The organism is Bradyrhizobium sp. RD5-C2, from assembly GCF_019972155.1.
Taxonomy (GTDB): Bacteria; Pseudomonadota; Alphaproteobacteria; order Rhizobiales; family Xanthobacteraceae; genus Bradyrhizobium.
On sequence record NZ_BOVL01000012.1, the window covers coordinates 93,514 to 116,112 of the forward strand.

At 65.4% G+C, this 22,599-nt stretch carries 25 protein-coding genes; 11 read left to right on the forward strand and 14 right to left on the reverse strand.

Going from position 1 to position 22,599, the window contains the following annotated elements; genetic code table 11:
• Positions 1-40: 40 nt before the first annotated feature.
• From BraRD5C2_RS14705 to BraRD5C2_RS14715, 3 genes are all read right to left on the reverse strand, one after another.
• Positions 41-358, reverse strand: coding sequence for an EthD family reductase (locus tag BraRD5C2_RS14705; protein WP_223969438.1), 318 nt, complete (start codon positions 356-358; stop codon positions 41-43).
• 113 nt (positions 359-471) lie between these two features.
• On the reverse strand, positions 472-984 hold the full coding sequence (locus tag BraRD5C2_RS14710; RefSeq protein WP_223969439.1) for a GNAT family N-acetyltransferase: 513 nt from the start codon (positions 982-984) through the stop codon (positions 472-474).
• 39 nt (positions 985-1,023) lie between these two features.
• On the reverse strand, positions 1,024-1,512 hold the full coding sequence (locus tag BraRD5C2_RS14715; protein WP_223969440.1) for an NUDIX domain-containing protein: 489 nt from the start codon (positions 1,510-1,512) through the stop codon (positions 1,024-1,026).
• A 147-nt stretch (positions 1,513-1,659) separates the two neighbouring features.
• Between BraRD5C2_RS14715 and BraRD5C2_RS14720 the strand changes: the two genes are divergently transcribed.
• Positions 1,660-2,547 carry a metallophosphoesterase family protein gene (locus BraRD5C2_RS14720; protein WP_223969441.1) on the forward strand — a complete coding sequence of 296 codons (888 nt, stop codon included), beginning with the start codon at positions 1,660-1,662 and terminating at the stop codon, positions 2,545-2,547.
• Positions 2,548-2,608: 61 nt separating this feature from the next.
• On the opposite strand, the gene BraRD5C2_RS14725 is transcribed toward BraRD5C2_RS14720, so the two are convergent.
• The 3 genes from BraRD5C2_RS14725 to BraRD5C2_RS14735 form a co-directional block, all read right to left on the reverse strand.
• Complete coding sequence (locus BraRD5C2_RS14725; protein ID WP_223969442.1) at positions 2,609-3,391, reverse strand: glycine-rich domain-containing protein; 783 nt, start codon at positions 3,389-3,391, stop codon at positions 2,609-2,611.
• A 74-nt stretch (positions 3,392-3,465) separates the two neighbouring features.
• The gene (locus tag BraRD5C2_RS14730; protein ID WP_223969443.1) at positions 3,466-4,041 is read right to left on the reverse strand and encodes a hypothetical protein; all 576 of its coding nucleotides are present in this window, start codon (positions 4,039-4,041) and stop codon (positions 3,466-3,468) included.
• Positions 4,042-4,250: 209 nt separating this feature from the next.
• Positions 4,251-4,460 (reverse strand): DUF4170 domain-containing protein, encoded by a 210-nt coding sequence (locus BraRD5C2_RS14735; protein WP_223969444.1) that lies wholly within the window; start codon positions 4,458-4,460, stop codon positions 4,251-4,253.
• 243 nt (positions 4,461-4,703) lie between these two features.
• On the opposite strand from BraRD5C2_RS14735, the gene BraRD5C2_RS14740 reads away from it, so the two are divergent.
• Positions 4,704-6,146, forward strand: coding sequence for a helix-turn-helix domain-containing protein (locus BraRD5C2_RS14740; protein ID WP_223969445.1), 1,443 nt, complete (start codon positions 4,704-4,706; stop codon positions 6,144-6,146).
• Positions 6,147-6,148: 2 nt separating this feature from the next.
• Here BraRD5C2_RS14740 and BraRD5C2_RS14745 read toward each other — a convergent pair whose 3' ends face one another.
• The 3 genes from BraRD5C2_RS14745 to BraRD5C2_RS14755 form a co-directional block, all read right to left on the reverse strand.
• Positions 6,149-6,406 (reverse strand): iron oxidase, encoded by a 258-nt coding sequence (locus BraRD5C2_RS14745; RefSeq protein ID WP_223969446.1) that lies wholly within the window; start codon positions 6,404-6,406, stop codon positions 6,149-6,151.
• 471 nt (positions 6,407-6,877) lie between these two features.
• Positions 6,878-7,309 carry a hypothetical protein gene (locus BraRD5C2_RS14750; protein WP_223969447.1) on the reverse strand — a complete coding sequence of 144 codons (432 nt, stop codon included), beginning with the start codon at positions 7,307-7,309 and terminating at the stop codon, positions 6,878-6,880.
• 127 nt (positions 7,310-7,436) lie between these two features.
• On the reverse strand, positions 7,437-8,105 hold the full coding sequence (locus tag BraRD5C2_RS14755; RefSeq protein WP_223969448.1) for a S1 family peptidase: 669 nt from the start codon (positions 8,103-8,105) through the stop codon (positions 7,437-7,439).
• A 290-nt stretch (positions 8,106-8,395) separates the two neighbouring features.
• Here BraRD5C2_RS14755 and BraRD5C2_RS14760 point away from each other — a divergent pair, with 290 nt between their 5' ends.
• A complete protein-coding gene (locus BraRD5C2_RS14760) occupies positions 8,396-8,809 on the forward strand; it encodes a nuclear transport factor 2 family protein (RefSeq protein ID WP_223969449.1) in 414 nt (137 codons plus the stop codon).
• Between the two features lie 266 nt (positions 8,810-9,075).
• Here the strand turns inward: BraRD5C2_RS14760 and BraRD5C2_RS14765 are convergent, their stop codons facing one another.
• The gene (locus BraRD5C2_RS14765; protein ID WP_223969450.1) at positions 9,076-9,411 is read right to left on the reverse strand and encodes a GYD domain-containing protein; all 336 of its coding nucleotides are present in this window, start codon (positions 9,409-9,411) and stop codon (positions 9,076-9,078) included.
• Between the two features lie 421 nt (positions 9,412-9,832).
• Here BraRD5C2_RS14765 and BraRD5C2_RS14770 point away from each other — a divergent pair, with 421 nt between their 5' ends.
• Positions 9,833-10,204, forward strand: coding sequence for a cupin domain-containing protein (locus BraRD5C2_RS14770; RefSeq protein WP_223969451.1), 372 nt, complete (start codon positions 9,833-9,835; stop codon positions 10,202-10,204).
• Between the two features lie 247 nt (positions 10,205-10,451).
• Positions 10,452-11,402 (forward strand): aldo/keto reductase, encoded by a 951-nt coding sequence (locus BraRD5C2_RS14775; RefSeq protein WP_223969452.1) that lies wholly within the window; start codon positions 10,452-10,454, stop codon positions 11,400-11,402.
• A 205-nt stretch (positions 11,403-11,607) separates the two neighbouring features.
• Here BraRD5C2_RS14775 and htpX read toward each other — a convergent pair whose 3' ends face one another.
• Complete coding sequence (gene htpX / locus BraRD5C2_RS14780; RefSeq protein WP_223969453.1) at positions 11,608-12,540, reverse strand: zinc metalloprotease HtpX; 933 nt, start codon at positions 12,538-12,540, stop codon at positions 11,608-11,610.
• A 234-nt stretch (positions 12,541-12,774) separates the two neighbouring features.
• Entirely contained in the window at positions 12,775-14,427 is a 1,653-nt protein-coding gene (locus BraRD5C2_RS14785; RefSeq protein ID WP_223969454.1) for an ATP-binding protein, read from the reverse strand.
• Between the two features lie 213 nt (positions 14,428-14,640).
• Between BraRD5C2_RS14785 and BraRD5C2_RS14790 the strand changes: the two genes are divergently transcribed.
• The 4 genes from BraRD5C2_RS14790 (at position 14,641) to BraRD5C2_RS14805 (ending at position 19,013) form a co-directional block, all read left to right on the forward strand.
• A complete protein-coding gene (locus BraRD5C2_RS14790) occupies positions 14,641-15,966 on the forward strand; it encodes a lytic murein transglycosylase (RefSeq protein ID WP_374708004.1) in 1,326 nt (441 codons plus the stop codon).
• Between the two features lie 279 nt (positions 15,967-16,245).
• On the forward strand, positions 16,246-16,749 hold the full coding sequence (locus BraRD5C2_RS14795; protein WP_223969456.1) for a DUF1993 domain-containing protein: 504 nt from the start codon (positions 16,246-16,248) through the stop codon (positions 16,747-16,749).
• 217 nt (positions 16,750-16,966) lie between these two features.
• Positions 16,967-17,821, forward strand: coding sequence for an SDR family NAD(P)-dependent oxidoreductase (locus BraRD5C2_RS14800; RefSeq protein ID WP_223969457.1), 855 nt, complete (start codon positions 16,967-16,969; stop codon positions 17,819-17,821).
• 88 nt (positions 17,822-17,909) lie between these two features.
• Positions 17,910-19,013: an alkene reductase gene (locus BraRD5C2_RS14805; protein ID WP_223969458.1), complete on the forward strand. Its 1,104-nt coding sequence runs from the start codon at positions 17,910-17,912 to the stop codon at positions 19,011-19,013.
• Between the two features lie 173 nt (positions 19,014-19,186).
• Here BraRD5C2_RS14805 and BraRD5C2_RS14810 read toward each other — a convergent pair whose 3' ends face one another.
• Entirely contained in the window at positions 19,187-19,660 is a 474-nt protein-coding gene (locus BraRD5C2_RS14810) for a MarR family winged helix-turn-helix transcriptional regulator (protein ID WP_374708005.1), read from the reverse strand.
• Between the two features lie 73 nt (positions 19,661-19,733).
• On the opposite strand from BraRD5C2_RS14810, the gene BraRD5C2_RS14815 reads away from it, so the two are divergent.
• On the forward strand, positions 19,734-20,903 hold the full coding sequence (locus tag BraRD5C2_RS14815; protein WP_223969459.1) for an FAD-dependent oxidoreductase: 1,170 nt from the start codon (positions 19,734-19,736) through the stop codon (positions 20,901-20,903).
• A gap of 73 nt (positions 20,904-20,976) precedes the next feature.
• Positions 20,977-21,789: a tetratricopeptide repeat protein gene (locus tag BraRD5C2_RS14820; protein WP_223969460.1), complete on the forward strand. Its 813-nt coding sequence runs from the start codon at positions 20,977-20,979 to the stop codon at positions 21,787-21,789.
• On the opposite strand, the gene BraRD5C2_RS14825 is transcribed toward BraRD5C2_RS14820, so the two are convergent.
• Positions 21,778-22,488 (reverse strand): hypothetical protein, encoded by a 711-nt coding sequence (locus BraRD5C2_RS14825; RefSeq protein WP_223969461.1) that lies wholly within the window; start codon positions 22,486-22,488, stop codon positions 21,778-21,780. The two genes, BraRD5C2_RS14820 and BraRD5C2_RS14825, sit on opposite strands and share 12 nt — an antisense overlap.
• Positions 22,489-22,599 lie beyond the last annotated feature (111 nt).

The window sequence follows — 22,599 nt, forward strand, 5'->3', positions numbered from 1 at the left end:
CCATCAGCGGCAGAGGGATGTGCCTTGACGCCCGCGCCGTTCAGTGGCCGACCACGACTTCGCTGATCTGAATCACCGGCTGCAGATCGGTGTAATTCGGAATGTCGCCCATGATCTCCGGGGCGTGCTTGCCCATGGCGGCCCCGAAGGCCTCAACCGAGTCAGAGAAGATGTGGCACATCCCGACATAGGTGGCGGGCGTTCCCGGAGCGCCGCCGGCGAGACCCTTGTCGACGGTGTAATATTTGCAGGCGTCGCCGAGCCGCGCCTTCACCAGCGGCATGTGCTTGTCGCGATAATATTCGTGATCAAACCGCGCGCCGGGCTTGTTCGGATACATCACACTGACCTTGATCATGGCGCGCACTCTCCCTGTTGATATGACATGCGCCGGTCTTGTCCCGGCGCTTGCCTCAACTGTGCTTCAGTTTCCGAGAGCGCGCAACCGTTCCGGCAACACTCGCGGAAACGTCAGATCGCCTTGCTCCAGTCCGGCTGGATCGGCCCGGATACACCCTCGGCAGCGCCGTCGACCAGTTCCATGACAAGCAGGCGACTGTAATCGACCGGGCCGGGCATCGTCATCCGTCCCTTTGGGACCGGCTTGAAGCCGACCCGCGAATAGTACGGCGCGTCACCGACCAGCACGATCAGCCGATGGCCCTTGGCGCGAGCGTCGTTGATCGCGCGCTCGAGCAGCGCGCGGCCGACGCCGCGGCTGCGGAACGGCGGCTCGACCGTCAACGGCCCGAGCATCAGGGCCTGCGTATCGCCGATGCAAACCGGCAGTTGGCGCACCGAACCGACCAGCAGCGTGCCGATCCGCGCCGTGAAGGAGACGTCGAGCAGATGATCGACATGCTCGCGCAACCGGTAGGCGCTGAGCGCGAAGCGGCCGGGCCCGAAGGTGCGCTCGGTCAGGCGCTCGATCGCCTGGGCGTCTTTCGGGGTCTCGGGCAGGATGGTCAGGGACAGTTCAGTCATTGTGGGGCGCGGGATAGCATCTGGCGCGGGCGCGGTCCATCACCGCCATGTGGCCGGCGGTGGCTTGCCCTCGAGCACCTCCGCGACCCGCAGCCGCGTACCGGGGGTGGTGTCGTCAGGCAGGTCAGCCGGATCGAAGAAGCCGCAGGCCACGATCTCGCGATTCGGCTCCGGCAGTCGGTCCTGCCGGTAGTTCCTGACGACATAGACCGCGACATGATCGCGCGGCGAGACGTGGCTGTTGTGGAAAATGCCGTGCAGCACCGGCGTGCCGTCGAGCTCGATCCGCCCTTCCTCTTCGAGCTCGCGCCGCAGCGCTTCGATAAAACTTTCACCGACCTCGACCCCGCCGCCGGGCAGATACCAGCCATGGACATAGCTGTGCTTGACCAGGAACACCTTGTTGTCGGCGTCGAGCACCACGGCGCGGACCCCGAGCGTCATGCCGCGGGCCAGCCGCCAGTAGAAATGAAACACCCACCTGAGCTGCGGCTCGCAGCGTTTGCGTAAATCCTCAAGGACCGTCACTGAACCCTCGACACCATGGTGTTTGACCCATGCTTTGATCCTTGCGCGGCCGCGCAGCTCTTGCCAATACAGGGCAGGACGTTCGGGATAGCACGACATGACCGGTGGCCGGCCACTTTTCACCGACAATCCGAAGGGAATCGCGTGATGGCGGTGTTCCGTCTCGCGCATCTGTCGGACCCGCATCTGCCGCCGCTGCCGGCCGCGCGGCTGCGCGATCTCGCCGGCAAGCGCGCCTTCGGCTATTTGAACTGGACGCGCAACCGTCAGAAATATCATCGGCGCGACGTGCTCGACACGCTGGTGTCGGACATGCAGGCACAGCAGCCGGACCATGTCGCCGTGACCGGCGACCTCGTCAATCTGGCGCTGGATGCCGAGTTCAATCCGGCGCGGCAATGGCTCGAGGGTGTCGGCGGCGCTGCCGACGTCACCGTGGTCCCCGGCAATCACGACGCTTATGTGCGCGCGACCCGGCATCGCTTCGTCAGTCACTTCGGCGACTATCTGCGCGGCGACGCCGATGGCGCAGCGACGCATTTTCCGTTCGTGCGCCGCCGCGGGCCGGTGGCGCTGATCGGCGTCTCCTCGGCGGTGCCGACACCGCCGCTAATGGCGACCGGCTGGCTCGGCCATGCCCAGCTCGGCGCGCTGGATACGATCCTCGCGCGGCTGTCGCGGGAGGATGCTTTCCGCGTCTTGCTGGTGCATCACCCGCTGCATTCCGACGGGCGCGCCAAGCGGCTGACCGATTCGCATCAGCTGCTGGCGCTGCTCAAGCGACATGGCGTCGAGCTGGTGCTGCATGGCCATGACCACATCCATTCGACGATGTGGTTCGACGGCCCTGAGCGGAAGATCCCGGCGATCGGCGTGCCGTCGGCATCGGCACTGGCGCGCAAGCACTATCCGGCGGCGGCCTACAATTTGTTCTCGATCGAGCGTGACGGCAATGGCTGGCGCTGCGAGCAGACCGTGCGCGGCATCGGCGCTCACGACGGCATTCGCGAGCTCAGGCAAGTGCGGCTATCCTAGAGCATTTTGTATCGACGCGTTTTCTTCACGCGAACCGGTGTCCACTTCGCTCGAAAACGCTCTAATCACCGCCCCCGCCGCCACCACACCCACCGCCGCAGCCGCCTCCGCTGTCGCCGCCACCCCCACCGTCGCCACCGCCTCCATCACCGCCGCCGTGGCCACCGCCGTCACCACCATCGCCGCCATGGCTTCCGTCATTGCCGGCATCGCCAAACCCCGCCGACGATCCGTCGATCGACGAGTCGGAGAAATCGCCGCCGCAATAGGGACTGCTGCCGTCGATGCCGCTGCGGCGCAGCGCTTCGCAGTCGGTGTGATAGATGAAGCCGCCCGCAATGTTCAGCTTGGCGTCGAGCGCGAACAACAGCGGCAGCCGCGTCGGCCTGACCGGATCGATGTTCTCGTACTTGCAGCAATACCACCACACCCGCCGCAGCCCCTCATTGCTCCGACGCCGCTCCTTCACGAGGACGACCGCGGGCGTGTGATGCAGGAAGCTGCCGAAGGCGCGGCGGCAGAACGCGTCGTACTCGCGGGTGTAGAGAATGAATTCGTGCCAGAGGTCGTCGGCCGCTTGCGACGGCATCGAGACGTAGCGCTTGCCGCTCATCAGATAGGCGAGGAAGAACTGCCGCAGGCCGCGCGATACCAGCGCGCTGTCCTTGCGGGCGAAGCCGGGGTGATGCTTCTCGAGCCGGGCCAAGAGGCCGGCCGGCCACTTGAAGGTGCGGATATATTCGGCGCGCCGCAGCGTCTGCCATTTGCCGAACAGCACGGCGCTGCCGACCACCGCGGCCGCCGCCAGGACGCCGAAAAATGCCGAGGCGGGTGTTATGACCACGATGCCCCCGCCCCTGCCCATATTTGAGCATGGTCTTTTTCGGAAAACCGCTTCGCACTTTTCCGGATCATGCCTTAGAAATTTTGCAAGCTCGCAAGCAGCGCGAAGCCGAACAGCGCCAGCGCGCCCAGGATGAAGCCGAGCACGAACGTGCCGACCCCGCCGCGGCGCTTCGGCGCCACCACCGGTACGGGCGGCGGTGCCGGCGGCTCGGCAACCGGAAGCGGCGTTGCCACCATCGCATGCTCGCGCTCGATCATGCGCCGCGCGACATAGTCGGTGACCGCATCGACGATCACAGCCACGTCGTGCGATTCGGCGAGCACGATGCGGCCGAACCTTGTGTCCTGCACGAAGCGGTAGATGCGCTTGTCGCGCCCCATCAGCACATGCGCGACCACGTCGATCCACAGCCGCGGCGTCTCGCCCTGGCTGATGCCGCGGTCGAACAAATCGACCTCCTCCGGCACCTGCGCGAACAGCGGATCGAGCGCGTCGTTGAGGATCTCGAGCCGCGCCACCTCGGCATCGCGCAATTCGACCACGACGCCGGTGCGATCGGCCGCCTCGATCCGCGCCCGCCGCAGCGCCTCTCGCAGCGTCGGCCGCATCTCGCGCGCCTCGCTGCCGGTGTTGTGCGGATCGGACATGCCTTACGGCCTCGTGGTGACGGGTTGCCTTACCCATTAACCTATCAGCAACCATGACGTCCGCAAAGCACGTTGGTTCCCAAGCACTTAGGCGGCCACTTATCCCCAGATGAAAGATCCCGGCGCTGTCCCAAAAGCGGTCGACCCCACCCGGATGAACCGGATGGGGCCGCCGTCCTTGGACGTTTCTTAGCTCAGGTAACTTGGTGTCAGGCCGAAACCCGCGACGGCTCCTCGACGATCGAGAAGCGCACGCCGGCCTTGTGGCGGCTCTCTTCCGAGACTTCCTTCCAGCACTCTTCGGCTTCCTTGCGGGTCTTGAACGGACCGCGGACCTGGGCGGAGCCTTCGACGAGCTTGTGGAAATTCATCGAGCCGAACTCGCCGCCGATCACCCAGAAATTGCTGCTCTTGCTCATCGTCAGTCTCCTCCAAAAAATCCGGCTGCCTCTGCTCAGCGGCCTGAATTCTGATCCCCGCGACCTGCTCGCCGCACCGACATTCTTGACAGAGCATCGCGAAGTGCGTGTCAGGAGATAAACGCGAAAAGGTGAACTTCGTACAGATGCCTTGTTTTTTTTTGGTGATGTCATGTAACATCTGAACTTGTAATAAATGTCAATTTGTAAATATTGTCACAAAAACAGGTCAGTAAGACTGTCATGCCTGGCGAGTCGGGAAAGAAGCTGTTCGTTGGTCCGCGGTTCCGGCGGATCCGCCAGCAATTGGGGCTGTCGCAGACCCAGATCGCCGAGGGGCTCGGCATCTCGCCCTCCTACATCAACCTGATCGAACGCAACCAGCGCCCGGTGACGGCGCAGATCCTGCTGCGGCTGGCCGAGACCTACGACCTCGATCTGCGCGACCTCGCCACGGCCGACGAGGACCGCTTCTTCGCGGAACTCAACGAGATCTTCTCCGATCCCCTGTTCCGCCAGATCGACCTGCCGAAGCAGGAGCTGCGCGATCTCGCCGAGCTCTGCCCCGGCGTGACGCATGCGTTGCAGCGGCTCTACGCCGCCTATACCGAGGCGCGCCGCGGCGAGACGCTGGTGGCGGCGCAGATGGCCGATCGCGAAGGCTCGCAGTTCGACGCCAACCCGATCGAGCGGGTGCGCGACCTGATCGAGGCCAACCGCAACTATTTTCCGGAGCTGGAGACCGCGGCGGAGAATCTGCGCGACGAGCTCAACGTGCCGACCGAGGGCCTGTTCACGGCACTCGCGACGCGGCTGCGGGAAAAGCATTCGATCGTCACCCGCGTCATGCCGGTCGACGTGATGCGCGAGACGCTGCGCCGCTTCGATCGGCATCGCCGGCAGATCCTGATCTCCGAACTCGTCGACAGTGCCGGCCGCAGCTTCCAGCTCGCGCTGCAGATCGGCTATGTCGAATGCGGCGCCGCGATCGATGCGATCGTCAGTCGCGCCGGCCCGCTCGACGACACCGCGCGCCGGCTCTACCGCATCACGCTCGCCAATTATTTCGCGGCAGCCGCGATGATGCCCTATCAGGCATTTCACTCCGCGGCCGAGGCCCTGAGCTACGACGTGCACGTGCTGGCACAGCGCTTCAACGCCGGCTTCGAGCAGGGCTGCCACCGCCTCACCACGCTGCAGCGGCCGAACGCGCGCGGCGTGCCGTTCTTCCTGTTGCGGGTCGACAATGCCGGCAACGTGTCGAAGCGATTTTCCTCGGGCACCTTCCCGTTCTCCAAATTCGGCGGCACCTGCCCGCTCTGGAATGTGCATTCGACCTTCGACATGCCCGACCGCCTGCTGAGCCAGGTGATCGAGCTGCCGGACGGCACGCGCTACTTCTCGATCGCGCAGACGGTGCGGCGGCCGGTGGCGCCCTATCCGCAGCCGCAGCCGCGCTTTGCGATCGGGCTCGGCTGCGAGATCCGTCACGCGGCCAAGCTCGTCTACGCGACCGGCATGGATCTGGAGAAGGTCGAGGGTACGCCGATCGGCGTCAACTGCCGGCTCTGCGAGCGCGAGAATTGCAGCCAGCGCGCCGAACCGCCGATCACGCGCAGCCTGATCCTAGACGAGACCACGCGGCGGGTCTCGTCGTTCGCGTTCTCGAATGCGCGGGAGTTGTGAGATCAATCGACGGCGGCAAAGGCCTTGCACCAGCCGTCCTTGCGGATGGCGCCCTCCACCACCTTGCAGCCGTCGGGCGCAACGAACAGCGTGCACAGTCCGCAGGAGTAGATGCCGTTCGGCGTGTCCTGGTATTCGGCTTGCGGTTTTGTCATTTTGTCGGAGGCTGCGGCGGGTCGCAGCAGCAGTGCCGCGGGAAGTCCGGAGATAGCGACGGCGATGAACGCCCGTCGCGAACATTCAGACTGTTGTTTGGCCATGGTGTTCACCCCATGCGTCGTCCCGGCGAAAGCCGGGACACGTACTCCGCGGCGGCCATTGTAACCGCGACTCGTGGTTCCAGCATCGCGCAACAAGCAGCATTTTTGGTTGTGCGGGGATGACGGGATTGTTCTGATTCAAGTGTCAACAACTACGCGGTGTCATCACCCGCGAAAGCGGGTGATCCAGTATTCCAGAGACGGCACTGCTTGAACCGAGAGGCCGCGGCGTACTGGATCGCCCGGTCGAGCCGGGCGATGACAGGTACATTGGGAACGCACCGGGGCTGTGCCGTCGAGTAAATCAGCACTTGAGGCGCAGCCCCTCTCTCCCACGTCATCCCGGGGCGCGCCTGTTGGCGCGAGCCCGGAATCCATTATGCCGCATAACTCGTGGATCAATGGATTCCAGGCTCTCGCTTCGCTCGCCCCGGAATGACCCCAGGAGTGCGGAAGCGCGATCGAACTCGCTCAGGGTTTGCGCAGGTTGAGCGAGAAGCGCAGATTCAGCGGCTGCAACATTTCCGGCGGCGGCGCTTCGCCGACATTGCCGCGCTTCAGGATGGTCCGCAGGTCCTCGGTCGCGCCGGCATCATTGAGCGCCGGAAACGCGACGTGTTCTAAGGTGCCGTCCGGGCTGAGCCAGGCGCGCACCACGAGCGTCGGCGGCGGCCCGTTCTCCTTGCCGGAATGCTCGATGACCCAGTTGCGGAAGCGATTGGCGACCGTCTCGTCGGCCGCGATCCATTCCTCGAACCGGTATTTGACCAGCTTGGCAAACTGCGCCCATGACGGCGGCGCCTGTTCCGGATTGCGAAAGTTGGCGTCCTGGGCGTGGCCCGGCGCCGCGGACAGGATCAAGAGGCCGAACGAGAGCACGAGCGTGCCCCGCAAGATGAGCATGGTTCTGGACAAGGGTTGACCGCAGACAGCTGACAGGACGACGCGCGAGCATCGCTCATTGTTGCAGGCATGTGACACGTGCCGAGATGCTGGCAGCGCGATGCGCGCGGGATGCGGTGCCGCTCAGCTATGGCCGATCGTCCTCCTGGAAGCGGACGCCGTGCGCGGCAAGGAAGGATTTGGCGTGCACGGCATCGACCGCCAGTACGCGATCGACCGTGGTCCTGCGGCTCACCACCCCTTCGACAAGGCCGCGGGAATCCAGCACCGGCGCGCCGCTGGTGCCGAAGGTGACGTTCGAGCGCAGCACGAGGTGCTCGGGATCGCGCAGCGTGGTATCGACGAACGCATTGCCGAGCGATCCGCCATGCGCGAGGATCGGCTTCAGCCGGTCATAGGCCTCGGCAAACACCATGTCGTTGGCAACCGACGTATTCGCGCGCGGGAAGACCGCCGCGAGACCGAGCGTGCGCGGCACCTTGATCAATGCAATGTCGCTCGCAGCCAGCGCCACCGCGCGCGCCGCGACGGCCCGGCCCTCCTTGCTGACGACAATGCGGGCGCAGTCCGCGACCGCATGCCGCGCGGTCAGCATATGTCCGAGATCGTCGACAAAGAACGCGGTGCCGTCGAGCCGCTGGCTGACGTCGCGCGCCATCGGCTTTGCAGCCTCCATCTGTCGCGCCGGCTGAAACGGAGAGAATGGCACTTGCGCCATCACCCGCGGCGGCGTGAAGCCAATGAGCGCGCAGCCGATCGCAATACCGCCGGCCAGCCGGACAACGCGGACAGGCAATTTCGCGCGCGCCGTCGACGCCGCGCCCAAGATCGAAACCGAGTGATGCACCTTGAGAACCCAACCCGCCCTTCAGCGTCGCCGCGCAAATCGTTGGCCGGCAACGCTTGTACATACACCGCACGTGAAGGCGGCTGAAGACCCCGCGGACGATGCGCCGCGCCGCAACGCTTTCGAACGAACGGCCGTCACGTCGATGCATCAAAATGTGAAACGATGACTTTCCATCATTGCCGTTTCAGGACGGCGGCTGCGACCACATGATCTCAGGAGTCACATGGAGGTCTCAGATGAACGAGCATGCCAGCAAGACCAGCGTCGCGCTCTCGGCGGGCGCAGACGCGAGCCGGATCGAAACGCTGCTCATCCGCAACCTCCCGGAGGTTTTCGGCGAAGGCGATCCGGTACGCCGCAGGGCCGCAATTGAAGAGCTCTACACCGCGGACTGCGTGCTCTACGCGCCGCCAGGCATTCTTGTCGGCCGCGACGCGCTCGACAAGTTCGCCGGCGATCTCCGCGCGACGCATCCGCACTTTGTTTATACGCCGCACGGCGCGCCGCAGGCGCTGCACAATTCGGGACGCCTGGCGTGGGGCTCCGGACCGAAAGGCGAAACGCCGGTCTATACCGGCGTGGATTTCATCATCGCGCGGGACGGCAAGATCGCGGCGCTTTACGTGTATCTGGACTCTCCGCCCTCATGAGCGGAGGCGGCGCGGTGCCGCAATCGCCGCGCCGAAGACGCGCTGAACGAGGCGGCGGACGTCATGCGACGGCACAACCGGCCGGGGCTATGCGAGCCAGCATGCGCGCGCGACATCCGCCTGAGCGACTGCCCATCCGTTAACGCGCCCCGGATCTGCGGCGCGCAACGGCCCTCGCCTCCGCGCGGGACACTGTGAAGCGCCGCCGCGCGCGAGTGACAGCGGTCATCAGATCGATCTGTGCCGCGTTTCGTGGTCCGTGCCTGCTAGCTTCCTGGAGGTGAATAAGCAGCCTTGAGCTTGCTCGCGTGCTGACGCACCACCTTGATCTCGTCCTGCGTGAACAGCCGGACCAGCTTCGCATTCTGGATGGCGCCCGACGCCACGACCACGCCGGTGATGGCAGGCGCCACGGTCGGATCCGGCACGTCGAAGATCACCATCACGCCGGGGCCATCGGCCGCCGTGCTGTACATCGAAATCAGCTTGCCGCCGGCCGTCTCGATCAACTTTTTGGCCGCCTCATACCGATTGGTTGTCGGGTTCTCCATGATGTTGTTGATGGAACGCGGTGTGTATTCCCCTGAGAGGCAGAAATGCATGGCAATCCCTCCACTTGGCTGGGAATGAAAAAATCAGTCGCCCGGGCGTGACCCAGGCAGAAGGTTTTTCGTACTGAAAATGAGACCGTAAGGCCTGCCGATGGCCATTTGCTCTGCCGCGCATTCTCCGGAATTCGGCGTGACCGGTGGCAGCTCGCCGCGCAATCTACATCAAATGACCGGCAAATGAAATTGCGTTTCGCAACGCCGGAAATAATCGCCCCGTCATCGAACGACCATGAAGGGCAGCCCGCCTGACCTGATGCGCGAGCGAGCACCGCCGATCGTCTCTGCATCGGACACAGCGCGACGCCGCGATGCGCACGGCAGAACGAATCTCGTGGCGACAAACGTCCTGTGGTAGATGTCACCCGCGCTCATTGCCGAGCGCGTAGCTCGATTGAACAGGGAGTTTTCAGATATGAATTTCCGTGCATATGGCATTTCAATTGTCGGATTGCTTGCGGCGGTCTCTGCGACGGCGGCTGCGGATTCTCCACCGAGCTATCAAAGCGATCCGGACACCTACAAGGTCATCTTCGAGGATCAGAATTTCCGCGTCATCGCCGCGACATGGAAGAAGGGGACGACAGACAAGCCGCATTCGCACCCGGTGCCGTTCGTGGTCTATCCACTGACCGACTGCACCATTCGCCTGCACAATGCCGACGGCACCACGCGAGACACCCCCAGCAAGGCAGGCACGGCGTTTGCCGGGCCACTCGTGGTATCTCACACCGCCGAGAACATCAGCAGCGACGACTGCAAGGCGGTCTTCGTTGAGCGCAAATAGCCGAGCCGCCGGCGGCGATATCTCCGTGATCATCCGTCGGCATTCCGACCGGGCAATGCCGACGGATCCCGTGACAGATGACCCGCAACGCTGCTCCCAAACTGGACAGCAGCGTCGCGCGTTTGCGGCCGGCTCTGGTCGCAACCGCTCGGAAACAGCGCAATGCGGACCCCGGCGTGCCTTGCAAACAAGGCCGATCTGCCTCAGTCTCCCGCGCCTCCCGTCAAGAACAAGAGAAAGAACACTCATGAAGCATCGCGCGCTCGGCCGCTCCGGCCTCACCGTCCCTCCCCTCTGCTTCGGCTGCAATGTGTTCGGCTGGACGGTGGACGAGGCTGCATCTTTCCGGCTGCTCGACACCGTGCTGGAGCATGGGCTGACATTCCTCGATACGGCCGACGTTTATTCGCGCTGGGTGCCGGGCCATCACGGCGGCGAGTCCGAGACGATCATCGGCAAATGGATGAAGGCGCGCGGCAACCGCAACCGCATCATTCTCGCCACGAAGGTCGGCATGGACATGGGTAACGGCAATGTCGGCCTGAAGCCGGACTACATCGCGCGCGCCGTCGAGGACTCGCTGCGCCGGCTGCAGACCGACCACATCGACCTCTACCAGTCCCACAAGGACGATGAGGCGACGCCGCAGGAAGAGACGCTGGCGGCTTACGACAAACTGATCAAGGCCGGCAAGGTCAGGGCGATCGGCGCCTCGAATTTCTCGGCGGAACGGCTCAAAAGCGCGCTGGATATTTCCAGGACGAATGGGCTGCCGCGCTATGAGAGCATGCAGCCCGAATACAGCCTGGCGGAGCGGTCGAGCTACGAAGGCGCGCTGCAACGCGTCTGCGTCGAGAACGACGTCGGCGTGATCACGTTCTTCTCGCTCGCTGCGGGATTCCTGACCGGCAAATATCGCTCGGAGAGCGACTTCGCCAAGAGCCCGCGCGGCACGCGCAGCATTCCGAAATACATGAACCCACGTGGCTTGCGTATCCTCGCCGGCCTCGACGAGGTCGCCGCAGAGACCCACGACGAGCCGGCCGCGGTTGCGCTCGCCTGGCTGATGGCGAAGCCCGGCATCACCGCACCGATCGCCAGCGCCACCAAGCCCGAGCAAGTCGCAACGCTGGTCGCGGCGGCGAAGCTGGAGCTGAGCAAGGGTCAGGTCGAGCGGCTGGACACAGCTAGCGCGTAACGGCGCAGGCTAGGCCTGCTGGCTCTGGCCGCAAAGGCGGAGCGCTCCCTCTCCCGCTTGCGGGGGAGGCTGGGGTGGGGGCTCTCTCCGCGAGTCGTATCATGGGGATAGCCCCCACCCGCCGCGCTGCGTGCGTCGGCCTCCCCCGCAAGCGGGAGAGGCGAAGAAAATACGCGGCTGCAGTTCAAGATGATTTCACCCCGCCCTAGCCCCACGGCCCGCGCTGGCCCGAGGCACCGCCCCACGGGCTGCGTGGCGGGTAGCTGGCGCCGGCCGGGCGCGGCGCGGTCTGGGTGCCGAGCTCGGCGGCGAGCTGCTGCAGCGCGGCGATGCGGTTCGCGGTCGAGGGGTGGGTGGCGAACAGATTGTCAACGCCGCGGCCCGACAGCGGGTTGATGATGAACATGTGCGCGGTGGCCGGATTGCGCTCGGCTTCCATGTTCGGCAGCTGATGCGAAGCGTTCTCGATCTTCGCGAGCGCTGATGCCAGCCACATCGGCTGGCCGACGATGCGCGCGCCGAGATTGTCGGCGGCGTATTCGCGGGTGCGGCTGATCGCCATCTGCACCAGCATGGCGCCGAGCGGCGCCAGGATCATCATCGCGATCGAGCCGACGATGCCGGGGCCGTTGTTGTTGCGGTTGCCCCCGAAGAACATGCCGAACTGCGCCAGCATCGAGATCGCGCCGGCGATCGTCGCGGTGATCGTCATGGTCAGCGTGTCGTGATGCTTGATATGCGCAAGCTCGTGCGCGATCACGCCGGCGAGCTCCTCGCGGCTGAGCTGCTGCATCAATCCCGTGGTGACGGCGACCGCCGCATTCTCCGGATTGCGGCCGGTCGCGAATGCGTTCGGCTGCGCCTCGTCCATCACGAACACGCGCGGCATCGGCAGAGCGGCGCGCTGCGCGAGCTCCGCGACGAGATTGTAAAGCTCCGGTGCCGAACGTGCATCGACCTGGTGGGCGCCGTACATCGACAGCACCATGCGGTCGGAATTCCAGTAGGTGAACAGATTTGTCGCAGCCGCGACGATCAGCGCGATCACGGCGCCGGTGCCGCCGCCGATCAGATAGCCGACGCCCATGAACAGCGCGGTGAGGCCGGCAAGCAGGAGCGCGGTGCGGAAATAATTCATCGTGGTTCCCTCACGGCGAGCGGAATGCTGCCACAACTGACGCCGCTGAGGTAGGGATTTTGCCGCTGAAGCCGCAAGGGGAAGGTGTGCGTCGCAGCGACGCGGCGCGGATTAACGATTGGTCATGTGACGCGATCGGTAGCCCGGACGGAGCGAAGCGAAATCCGGGACTACCTCACCGCGGAGAAACTGCCCCGGATTGCGCTTCGCTCCATCCGGGCTACGATCCCGCGCCTACTCGGCCGGCTCCTGCGCGCGCTCCGTCTCCTCCGCGCGCAGCGCGACCCGCAGCATGCGGGCGAGCTGGGCGCGGCTGTAGGGTTTGGCCAGAAACAAGATGCCCAGCTCGAGCTTACCGTCCTGGTCGATGGCGTCATCGGTGTAGCCCGAGGTGAACAGCACGCGCAGGTCGGGGCGCCGTTTCTGCGCCTCGGTGGCGAGATCGCGTCCGTTCATCGCACCGGGCATGATGACGTCGGTGAACAAGAGATCGACCGGCACGCCGCTGTCGAGCACGGCGAGCGCTTCGCCGCCATTGTTGGCCGAGCGCGTCGTGTAGCCGAGGCTCTCGATCTGGGTCAGCACGTAGGAGCGCACCAATCTGTCGTCCTCGACGACCAGCACGATCTCCTGTGCGCCGCGCACCTCCGGCTGCCGCCGCTCGGGTGCGGCGGCCGGCGAGAGCACCGCCGCGCGCGGCAGATGGAGCATCACCCTGGTGCCGCGGCCGACCTCGCTGTCGAGCGCGATATGGCCGTTGGACTGCTTGACGAAGCCGTAGACCATGGAAAGCCCGAGGCCAGTGCCCTTGCCGACGTCCTTGGTGGTGAAGAATGGCTCGAACACTTTGGCAAGATCGGCTTCCGCGATGCCCTGGCCGTTGTCGATCAGCGCTATCGCGACATAGTCGCCGGCGGCAAGTCCGTCATGGCCGTGCACGTCGGATGGCTTCAGTTCGGCCGTGCGGGTCTCGATCCGCAGCCGGCCACCCTTCGGCATCGCATCGCGCGCATTCAGCGCGAGATTGATGATCGCGGTGACCAGCTGGTTGGAATCGACCAGCGCGCGCGGCAGATCCGGCATCGGCCGAAAATCGATATCGACATGGTCGCCGATGGTCGGCCGCAGCAGCTCGATGGTGTCGACCATCAACGCATTGACATCGACATCGCTCGGCTGCAGCGGCTGCTTGCGCGCGAAGGCGAGCAGATGCCGCGTCAGCGACGCACCGCGCTCGGCGGCGTCGCGGATCAGGCTGGTGATCTCGGTGAGCTGGCGATTGTGGGTGACCGCCTCGGCCAGGATGTCGATGGTGCCGGTGATGACGGTGAGGATATTGTTGAAGTCGTGCGCGATGCCGCCGGTGAGCTGGCCGACCGCTTCCATCTTCTGCGCCTGGCGGATCTTGCTCTCGTTGACTTCGGCCTCGCGGAAACGCTCGAGCAGGACTTCCGAGCGCTGGCGCTGCCGGCCCTCCTCGGCGAGCGCGACATGCGCCTCGCGCAGCTGCGCCTCGGTCGGGATCGCCAGGATTCTCGGGATCAGCGGCCAGAGCAGCACCGCGGTGAAGATCGAGGCGACGGCGGTCAGCGCCTTGACGATGCCTTCGAGCCCGTAGATCGGCACCCACAGCGTGTAGATCGAGAACACATGCGTGAGGCCGCAGGCGAGGATGAACACAGCAAACGGCCAGGCCATCCAGCCGAACTGGAAGTCGCGCCGCTTGGAGACGAGGATCGCCAGCGCAAACGGGATCGAGAAATACGAAGCGGCAATGATCGCGTCTGAAATCACGTGCAGCCAGATCAGCTCCGGCTCCCACAACAGGCAGATGCCGTGTGGCGAAAACGTCGACGAATCCAACAGACGCTCGAGAAAACTCCACATGGGTCGCTCCGGGCGTGATCGATCCGCCGACCCCCCTGCCCGCGAATCACCCGCCGATCATAGCGGCGGCCCTTCAACCTGCCGAAGCCCAATTGGTCTAACAGGGCACCCCCGTTGTTGCCCGGTGTCGCCCTGGTGTATGCAGGATGGGCCTTGATCCCCCTTTCCCAGCCGGTGACATCGATGCCAGCATCTCCCCTCCGCGCCCCGATCATGATCGCAGCGATCGCGGGGGCGCTGGCACTCTCCTCCCTTGCCCTGGCGCAGCAGCCCCTTCCCAATCCCGCAGGACCCGCCCCGGTCAGGGCGCGCCCGGCCACCACAGCATCGCCAAGGGCTGCGTCCTGCCACAACGGGCAGAGCTTCGATCGCTTCCTCGCCGAGTTGAAACAGAAGGCGGTCGCCGCCGGCGTCTCGCAGCGCACGATCGCGGAAGCCGCGCCCTACCTGGTTTACGACCAGGGCATCGTCAACCGCGACCGCGGCCAGCGCGTATTCGGGCAGATCTTCACCCAGTTCGCCGGCCGCATGGCCGCGAACTACCGCGTGCAGCAGGGCCAGCAATATATCAAGACCTACGCGGCCGCGTTCGCGCGCGCCGAGAAGGAGTATGGCGTGCCGCCGGCGGTGATCGCCGCGTTCTGGGGACTGGAGAGCGATTTCGGCGTCCAGATGGGCAATCTGCCGACGCTGAAATCGCTGGTGTCGCTGGCCTATGATTGCCGCCGCTCGGAGATGTTCCAGGGCGAGACCATCGCGGCGCTGAAGATCATCGAGCGCGGCGACCTGACGCCCGACGAGATGATCGGCTCATGGGCCGGCGAGCTCGGCCAGACGCAATTTTTGCCGACGCACTATTTCAACTATGCCGTCGACTATGACGGCGACGGCCACCGCAATCTGCTCGCCAGCGGCCCCGACGTGATCGGCTCGACCGCGAACTACATCGCCAACGGATTGAAGTGGCGGCGCGGCGAGCCGTGGCTGCAGGAGGTGCGCGTCCCGCAGGCCGCGAATTTCGCGAATTTCCCTTGGGACCAGGCCGACCTCACCATCAAGCTGCCGCGCTCGAAATGGGCCGCGCTCGGCATCACGCTGACCGACGGCAAGGCGCTGCCGAATGACGAGATGCCGGCCTCGCTGCTGCTGCCGATGGGCCGGATGGGTCCGGCGTTCCTCGCTTACCCGAACTTCGCGGCCTACACCGAGTGGAATAACTCGCTGATCTATTCGACCACCGCCGGATATCTCGCAGGCCGCATCGCGGGCGCACCGCCGATGCAGCGGCCGCATGCCCCGGTCGCGCAGCTGCCGTTCAACGAGATCAAGGAGCTGCAATCGCTGCTGGCGCGCGCCGGCTACGACGTCGGCAAGATCGACGGCGTTCTGGGCCAGGCGAGCCGCAGCGCGGTGAAAGCGATGCAGATGAAATACGGCCTGCCGGCGGATTCCTGGCCGACCGCGGAGCTCCTGGCGCGGATGCGCGGCGGTGGCCGCACGCAGCCGGCCGCGGATGCAACGGTGCCGGGGACGCGGTAGGGACGTCGTCGGGCTTTCTGGGTAGCAAGCAGTGCTTTTGAACCGTCACCCTGAGGAGAGCGTAGCGCGTCTCGAAGGGTCGACGGCCACCGACCAGGCCGTGCATCCTTCGAGACGCGCTACGCGCTCCTCAGGATGACGGGTCGAAGACAAGTGCTTCCACAGGCAACATTTGACCAAGTGTTACAGCCGCCCGCAGTTGTATTCTTCCCCTCGCGGCCCCATGTGCAGCATCGCCGTTCGGCAGATCCGGATTTCATCAGAACAAAGAGCATCCCCATGTCCTTTCATGACGCCGTCGTCCCCGCCTACTTGCAGATCCTCAACAGCCTCACCGGCGAGCTGACCAAGGCCGAAGCGCATTGCGAAGCGAAGAAGATCGCGCCCGAGGTGCTGCTGGGATCGCGGCTCTATCCCGACATGCTGCCGCTGACCAAGCAGGTGCAGCTGGTCTGCGATCACGCCGCACGCGGCTGCGCGCGGCTGACCCATAGCGAGGTGCCGTCGACGCCCGACACCGAGAAGAGCATCAGTGAACTGAAACAGCGGCTGGCGAAGACGATCGACTATGTGAAGTCGTTCAAGCCGGAGCAGTTCGACGGCGGCGATGCCAAGGACGTCACCTTCCCGATCGGCCCCGATCGCACCATGACCCTGAAGGGCCAGCAATTCGTCAGCGCCTTCTCGTTCCCGAACTTCTACTTCCACGCCGTCACCGCGCACGACATCCTGCGTCACAACGGCGTCGAGGTCGGCAAGCGCGATTTCCTCGGCGTGAGCTGACGCGCCTCGCGCGTCATTCCGGGGCGATGCGTAGCATCGAACCCGGAATCTCGAGCCGCATAACCTCTGGATTCCAGGTTCTCGCTTCGCGAGCCCCGGAATGACTGACAAACAAATTCCCTACCGCGGGATTTTCCCGCTTCGGCGCGACACGTCGCCTCGCGCGCACAGCCGTGCTACTGCTCCCTGACAACAACAAGACGTCAGGGAGCACGCCATGTCGACCCACGCACCGAAAGCCATCGATCCGTCCGCCTCGCTGCATGCGGAATCGCTCGGGCTTGCCAAGAACCACGGCCGCCTGGCCGGCCGGCGCATCATCGTGGTTGGTGCCGGACAGCGCACAACCGTTGACGAAGAGCCGCCGATCGGCAACGGCCGCGCGATGAGCGTGCTGTTCGCGCGCGAGGGCGCCTCGGTCGCGTGCCTCGACGTCAATCGGGAGGCGGCCGACAACACCGTCGCGCAGATCACAGGCGAAGGCGGCAAGGCCTTCACCGACGTGGTCGATGTCTCCGACGTCGCGGCGATCGCGCCTGCGGTCGAACGCTGCGCGCAAAAGCTCGGCGGGCTCGACGGGTTGGCGCTCAATGTCGGCATTTCCTCCGGCCTGTCGCTGCCCAAGATGACGGCGGAAGCCTGGGACCGCGACTACGCCGTCAATGTGCGCAGCCACATGCTGTTCGCGCAGAAGGCGCTCGAGGTGATGGCGCCGGGCGGCGCGATCATCTTGATCTCCTCGATGGCGAGCCAGCGCGCCGGCGGTCGCAACCCGGCTTATGAATCCTCCAAGGCGGCGCAGATCGCGCTGGGACGCGCGATCGCGCGGGCCGGCGAGGACAAGGGCATTCGTTGTAATGTGATCGCGCCGGGCTTCATGGACACGCCGATGGGCCGCGATGCCAGCCGTAGGCGATCGGACCGCGCCGTGACGGTACCTTTCGGCCGCCAGGGCACCGGCTGGGAGGTCGCCTATACTGCGCTGTTCCTGATTTCGAATGAATCCTCCTATGTGAACGCGCACACGCTGTTCCTCGATGCCGGCCACATGGGCGGAATTGTGCGCGGCTAGCCTGCAAACTGGGCATATCCCGGCCATTGCGCTCGTCGCGGCAATGCACAAATCTCTCCTCATCGATCATTGTCTGGAACCGTTTCACATGAGCCAACCGACCAAACTTCTCGAGCCCTACAAGCTTGGCCCGCTGACGCTGCCGAACCGCTTCGTGATGGCGCCGCTGACGCGCAACCGCGCGGTGCCGCCAGGCATGGTGCCAAGCCCGCTCGCGGTGGATTATTACGGCCAGCGCGCCTCCGGCGGCCTTCTGGTCACCGAAGCGAGCCAGGTCTCGCAGCAGGGCCAGGGCTATCAGGACACGCCCGGCATCTATTCGAAGGAGCAGGTCGCGGCCTGGCGCAAGGTCACCGATCGCGTGCATGAGCGCGGCGGCCACATCTTCATCCAGCTCTGGCATGTCGGCCGGATCTCGCATACCTCGTTGCAGCCGAATGGCGGCGCGCCGGTGGCGCCGAGCGCGATCCGCGCCAAGACCAAAACCTTCGTGAACGGCACCTTCGCCGACGTATCCGAGCCGCGCGCGCTCGAACTGTCGGAAATCCCCGGGATCATCGAGGACTTCAAGCGCGGCACGGCGAATGCGCTGGCGGCCGGTTTCGACGGCGTCGAGATCCATGGCGCCAACGGCTATCTGCTCGACCAGTTCGCCAGGGACAGCAGCAACAAGCGCACCGACGCCTATGGCGGCGGAATCGAGAATCGCGCCCAGCTGATGCTGGAAGTCTCGAAGGCGGTCGCCAAGGAGGCCGGCGCCGAGCGTACCGGCATCCGCATCTCGCCGGTGACGCCGGCCAACGATGTCTCCGACAGCAATCCGCAACCGCTGTTCGACTACATCGTCGACCAGCTCAATGCGCTGAAGCTGACCTATATCCACGTCATCGAGGGCGCGACTGGCGGCCCGCGCGACAACGCGCCGTTCGACTACGCCTCGCTGCGCAAGCGCTTCAAGCAGGCCTATGTCGCCAACAACGGCTACGACTTCGCGCTGGCGGAGAAGGTCCTGGAGGCCGGCGCTGCCGACCTGATCGCATTCGGCAAGCCGTTCATCTCGAACCCCGATCTGGTCGAGCGGCTGAAGGCCGGCGCCCCGCTCAACGACTGGGACAAGGCGACCTTCTACGGCGGTGGCGCCAAGGGCTACACCGACTATCCGACGCTGAAGGCGACCGAAGCGGCGGAGTAGCGCGGTCCGCTTTCTCAGCATCGTCATTGCGAGCGGAGCGAAGCAATCCATAGAACTGCATACGTAGAAGCATGGATTGCTTCGTCGCTATCGCTCCTCGCAATGACGGAATACAAGAAGGCCGGGATCGCTCCCGGCCTTTATTCGTCATGCCTCCGCGCTCTCGGGGATTCCTACGCCTCGGCAGCCTCACCGCTCTCAACCTCCTCCGCGACCATACGGTCGAGGTTTCGATTGAGCCGCCGCAGCAGGTCGAGCAGGGTTGCGGTTTCGGCTGCGGTAAAACCCGCGAGCGCCTGGTCCTGATTGCGATGCAACGCCTTGCGCGCGGCCGGCAGTTTCGCCTTGGCCGCCTTGGTCAGCGAGACCTGTTGGCTGCGACCGTCGCCCGGCATCGGCGTGCGCTGAATAAGACCGTCGCGCTCCATCCGCGCCAGGATCTGCGCCATCGACGGCTGCTCGACCTTGGCGGCCCGGGCGAGATCGCGCTGTGACATCGCCTTGCCGTCGCGCAGCAGATAGATCACCGGCAACTGCCCGATGCTGAAGCCGTGCGGCTTCACGCGCCGCTCGCCGAGCCTGAGAAAGCTGCGCGAGGCCATGTTGACCAGCGGCGCCGGACGATCGAACAGGTCCCAATCGGTCACGATCCCACCATTTACATAGGCCCCTATGTATACTAGATAGGTACCTATGTATCCTGTTGTGAGCGTGGTGTCCATGAGTTCAAATCCCATTCGCATTGCTATCGTCGGCGCCGGCCCCGGCGGCCTGACGCTCGCTCGCCTGCTGCATGTTGCCGGGATCAAGACCAGCCTGTTCGAACGCGAAAGCTCGGCAACCGAGCGGCCGCAGGGCGGAACGCTCGACCTGCACGCCGAGAGCGGCCAGCTCGCGCTGGCGCGCGCCGGGCTCACCGACGGCTTCCTGCGTATCGCACGTTACGAGGATCAGGGCAGCCGGCTCTACGCCAGCGACGGCCGGCTGCTGCTCGCGGACGACGACATGACCGGCGACCGTCCGGAGGTCGACCGCACGGCGCTGCGCGACCTGCTGCTGCAATCGCTGCCACCGGATGCCATAGCCTGGGGCAGCAGCCTGCGCGAGGTGGCTCCGCGCGAGGACGGCCGTTACGATCTCGTCTTCGACGATACGCGCGAAGGACCGTTCGATCTCGTGGTCGGCGCCGACGGCGCCTGGTCCCGGGTGCGGCCGCTGGTGTCGCGCTATCAGCCGCAATACAGCGGGCTGACCTTCATCGAGTTCGGCATCGACGATGTCGACACGCAGCACCCTGCTCTGTCGGAGCTGGTCGGCCGCGGCAAGATGGGCGCAGAGAGCATCGGCCGCAGCTTGATGGTCCTGCGCAACGGCAACGCCCATCTGCGCGGCTACGCAATCTTCCGCGTGCCCGTCGAATGGGCCGAGCGGCGGTTCGACGTCACCTCGCCATCCGCGATGCGTCACGCGCTGCTCGGCGAATTCGCCGGATGGGCGGATGCCCTGCTCGACCTGATCCGCGCCAGCAATGATCAGTTCGCGCTGCGGCCGATCCACGCGCTGCCCGTCGGGCATCATTGGACCAACCGCGCCGGCATCACCCTGCTCGGCGATGCCGCGCACCTGATGTCACCGTTCGGCGGCGAAGGCGTCAACGCCGCGATGCTGGATGCGGTGGAGCTGGCGGCGCATCTGGTGGGATCAAAGGATTGGCGCGAGGCCGTTCGCGCCTACGAGGCCGGGATGTTCGTGCGCGTCGCCCAGCCCGCCGGCGAGGCTGCCGAAGCCGCCGCAACCGAGCTGTCGCATATCAGCCAGGAACTGACGCTGGCGCACCACCAAGCGTACATGCAAATGCGCGCGGCAGCCAGCGACTCCGCGACGCGGTAAGCGCTGGTCATGATCTCCGGCGCCGCATAGCATGGACCGCATCGAGCAAGCCTGAACACGGTCGCATGCGGGAATGAGCAAGGACAACGCCGAGGATATCGTTCGACGCGCCACCACGGCCTTCAATGGCGGCCGGCATGGCGAGGCGATCGAGCTCTGCGAGCGCGGCCTTGCGCGCCAGCCGGGCGAGCCAATGCTGAGCCATCTGCTCGCCGCCGTGCTGTTCGCCAAAGGCGAGATCGCACCTGCCCGCGGGCATGTCGAGGCCAGCCTGGCGCGGCGTCCCGACAATGCGGCGGCGCGGTTGCTCGCGGCCCGCCTCGCGCGCAGCGGCGGCGAATTCGATGCGGCGTTGACGCATCTCGACCGCGCCATCGCGCTCAAGCCGCAGCGCGAGGCCTTCGTCGAGAAGGCACGCACGCTGGAGCTGGCCGGCCGCAAGGCGCCGGCCCGCGAGGCCTGGGAAGCGATCCACAAGGCTATCCCCGAGCATCAGGAAGCCAATGCAAGACTTGGCCGGCTGGCCTGGGAGGCTGGTGACCTCGCCGGTGCGGTGAGCCTGCTCGAGCGCGCCGTTGCGAGCGCAGCGCCGGCCTCGGTGTGGTTCGATCTCGGCGTCGCAAGGCAGGATCTGCGCGACCATGACGGCGCCGCACGCGCCTATCGCAAGGCGATCGAGATCAAGCCGGATTACGCCGAAGCAGCACTCAACCTGGGGATCACGCTGCAGGAGAGCGGCGAGCCCGATGCCGCGATGCAGGCTTTCGCGCGCGCCTATGCCTTGCGTCCGCAGCTGTTCGGATCGATCGCGATGGCGCTGACCTCGGCCCCGCACGGCCGGCTGTGGCTCGATGAGCGCGCGCTGCGCGCAGCGCTAGGTCACTAACCGGCCGCGCTTGGCACGGAAATGCTTGCGGTACACATTGGGCGCAGCCAACACCTCGCCGACGACCTTCGAATAGGCCTCCCGATGCGCATCGTCGAACGCCTCGAACACCAGTTCGGGGGCCGCGCGCGGCACGGCGAAGCACTGCACGACCGGCGTCCCCTTCGGCAGCACACCGGCAAAATCCGGCTGGGTCCAGATCGCCGGGAAATTGATGCCGCCGTCGTGAAACCGGTCGGCGTCAACCAGCCCCGAGATCACGCGGAACGGCAGGTCGTCGCGATTGACCGGATGCGTTGCGAACAGCGACCAGCCCGGTTCGAGCTCGATGGTCCAGAAGCTGTTGAATTTCAGCGCAGCCTGCCCGTTGGCGAACGGCGCGCCGGCGAATTGCGCGACGGGATGGAAGCTGAGCGGCGCGCGCGGATGGCCCTGCGTTGCGGGCTCCGGAATGTCCCAGTCCCATGCAAAGGCGCCGCGCTCGACCCTGACATCGCAGGGAAGCGGGATCATGACCCCGTGGGCCATCGCATCGACAAAGGGCGGGCATTGCTTGACCGTGCGGATCTCGCGGTCGTGGATGTCGGAGTGCGCCTTCGCCGGCATCTCGCGCAGCCAATCGGGCAACGCAGTGCGGGCCGGATATGGTCGCGGCAGATGATCGGCAAGCCGCGGATCGCAACGAAAAGTCATGCGCATGACGAAACTCCCCGATCATGATGCGATGACAACAAGGCGCATGATGACCTCATCGCGTCATTTGAGCACAATCCTGAACCGGTCTCCACAGCCACAGATCCAGCAAAAAAG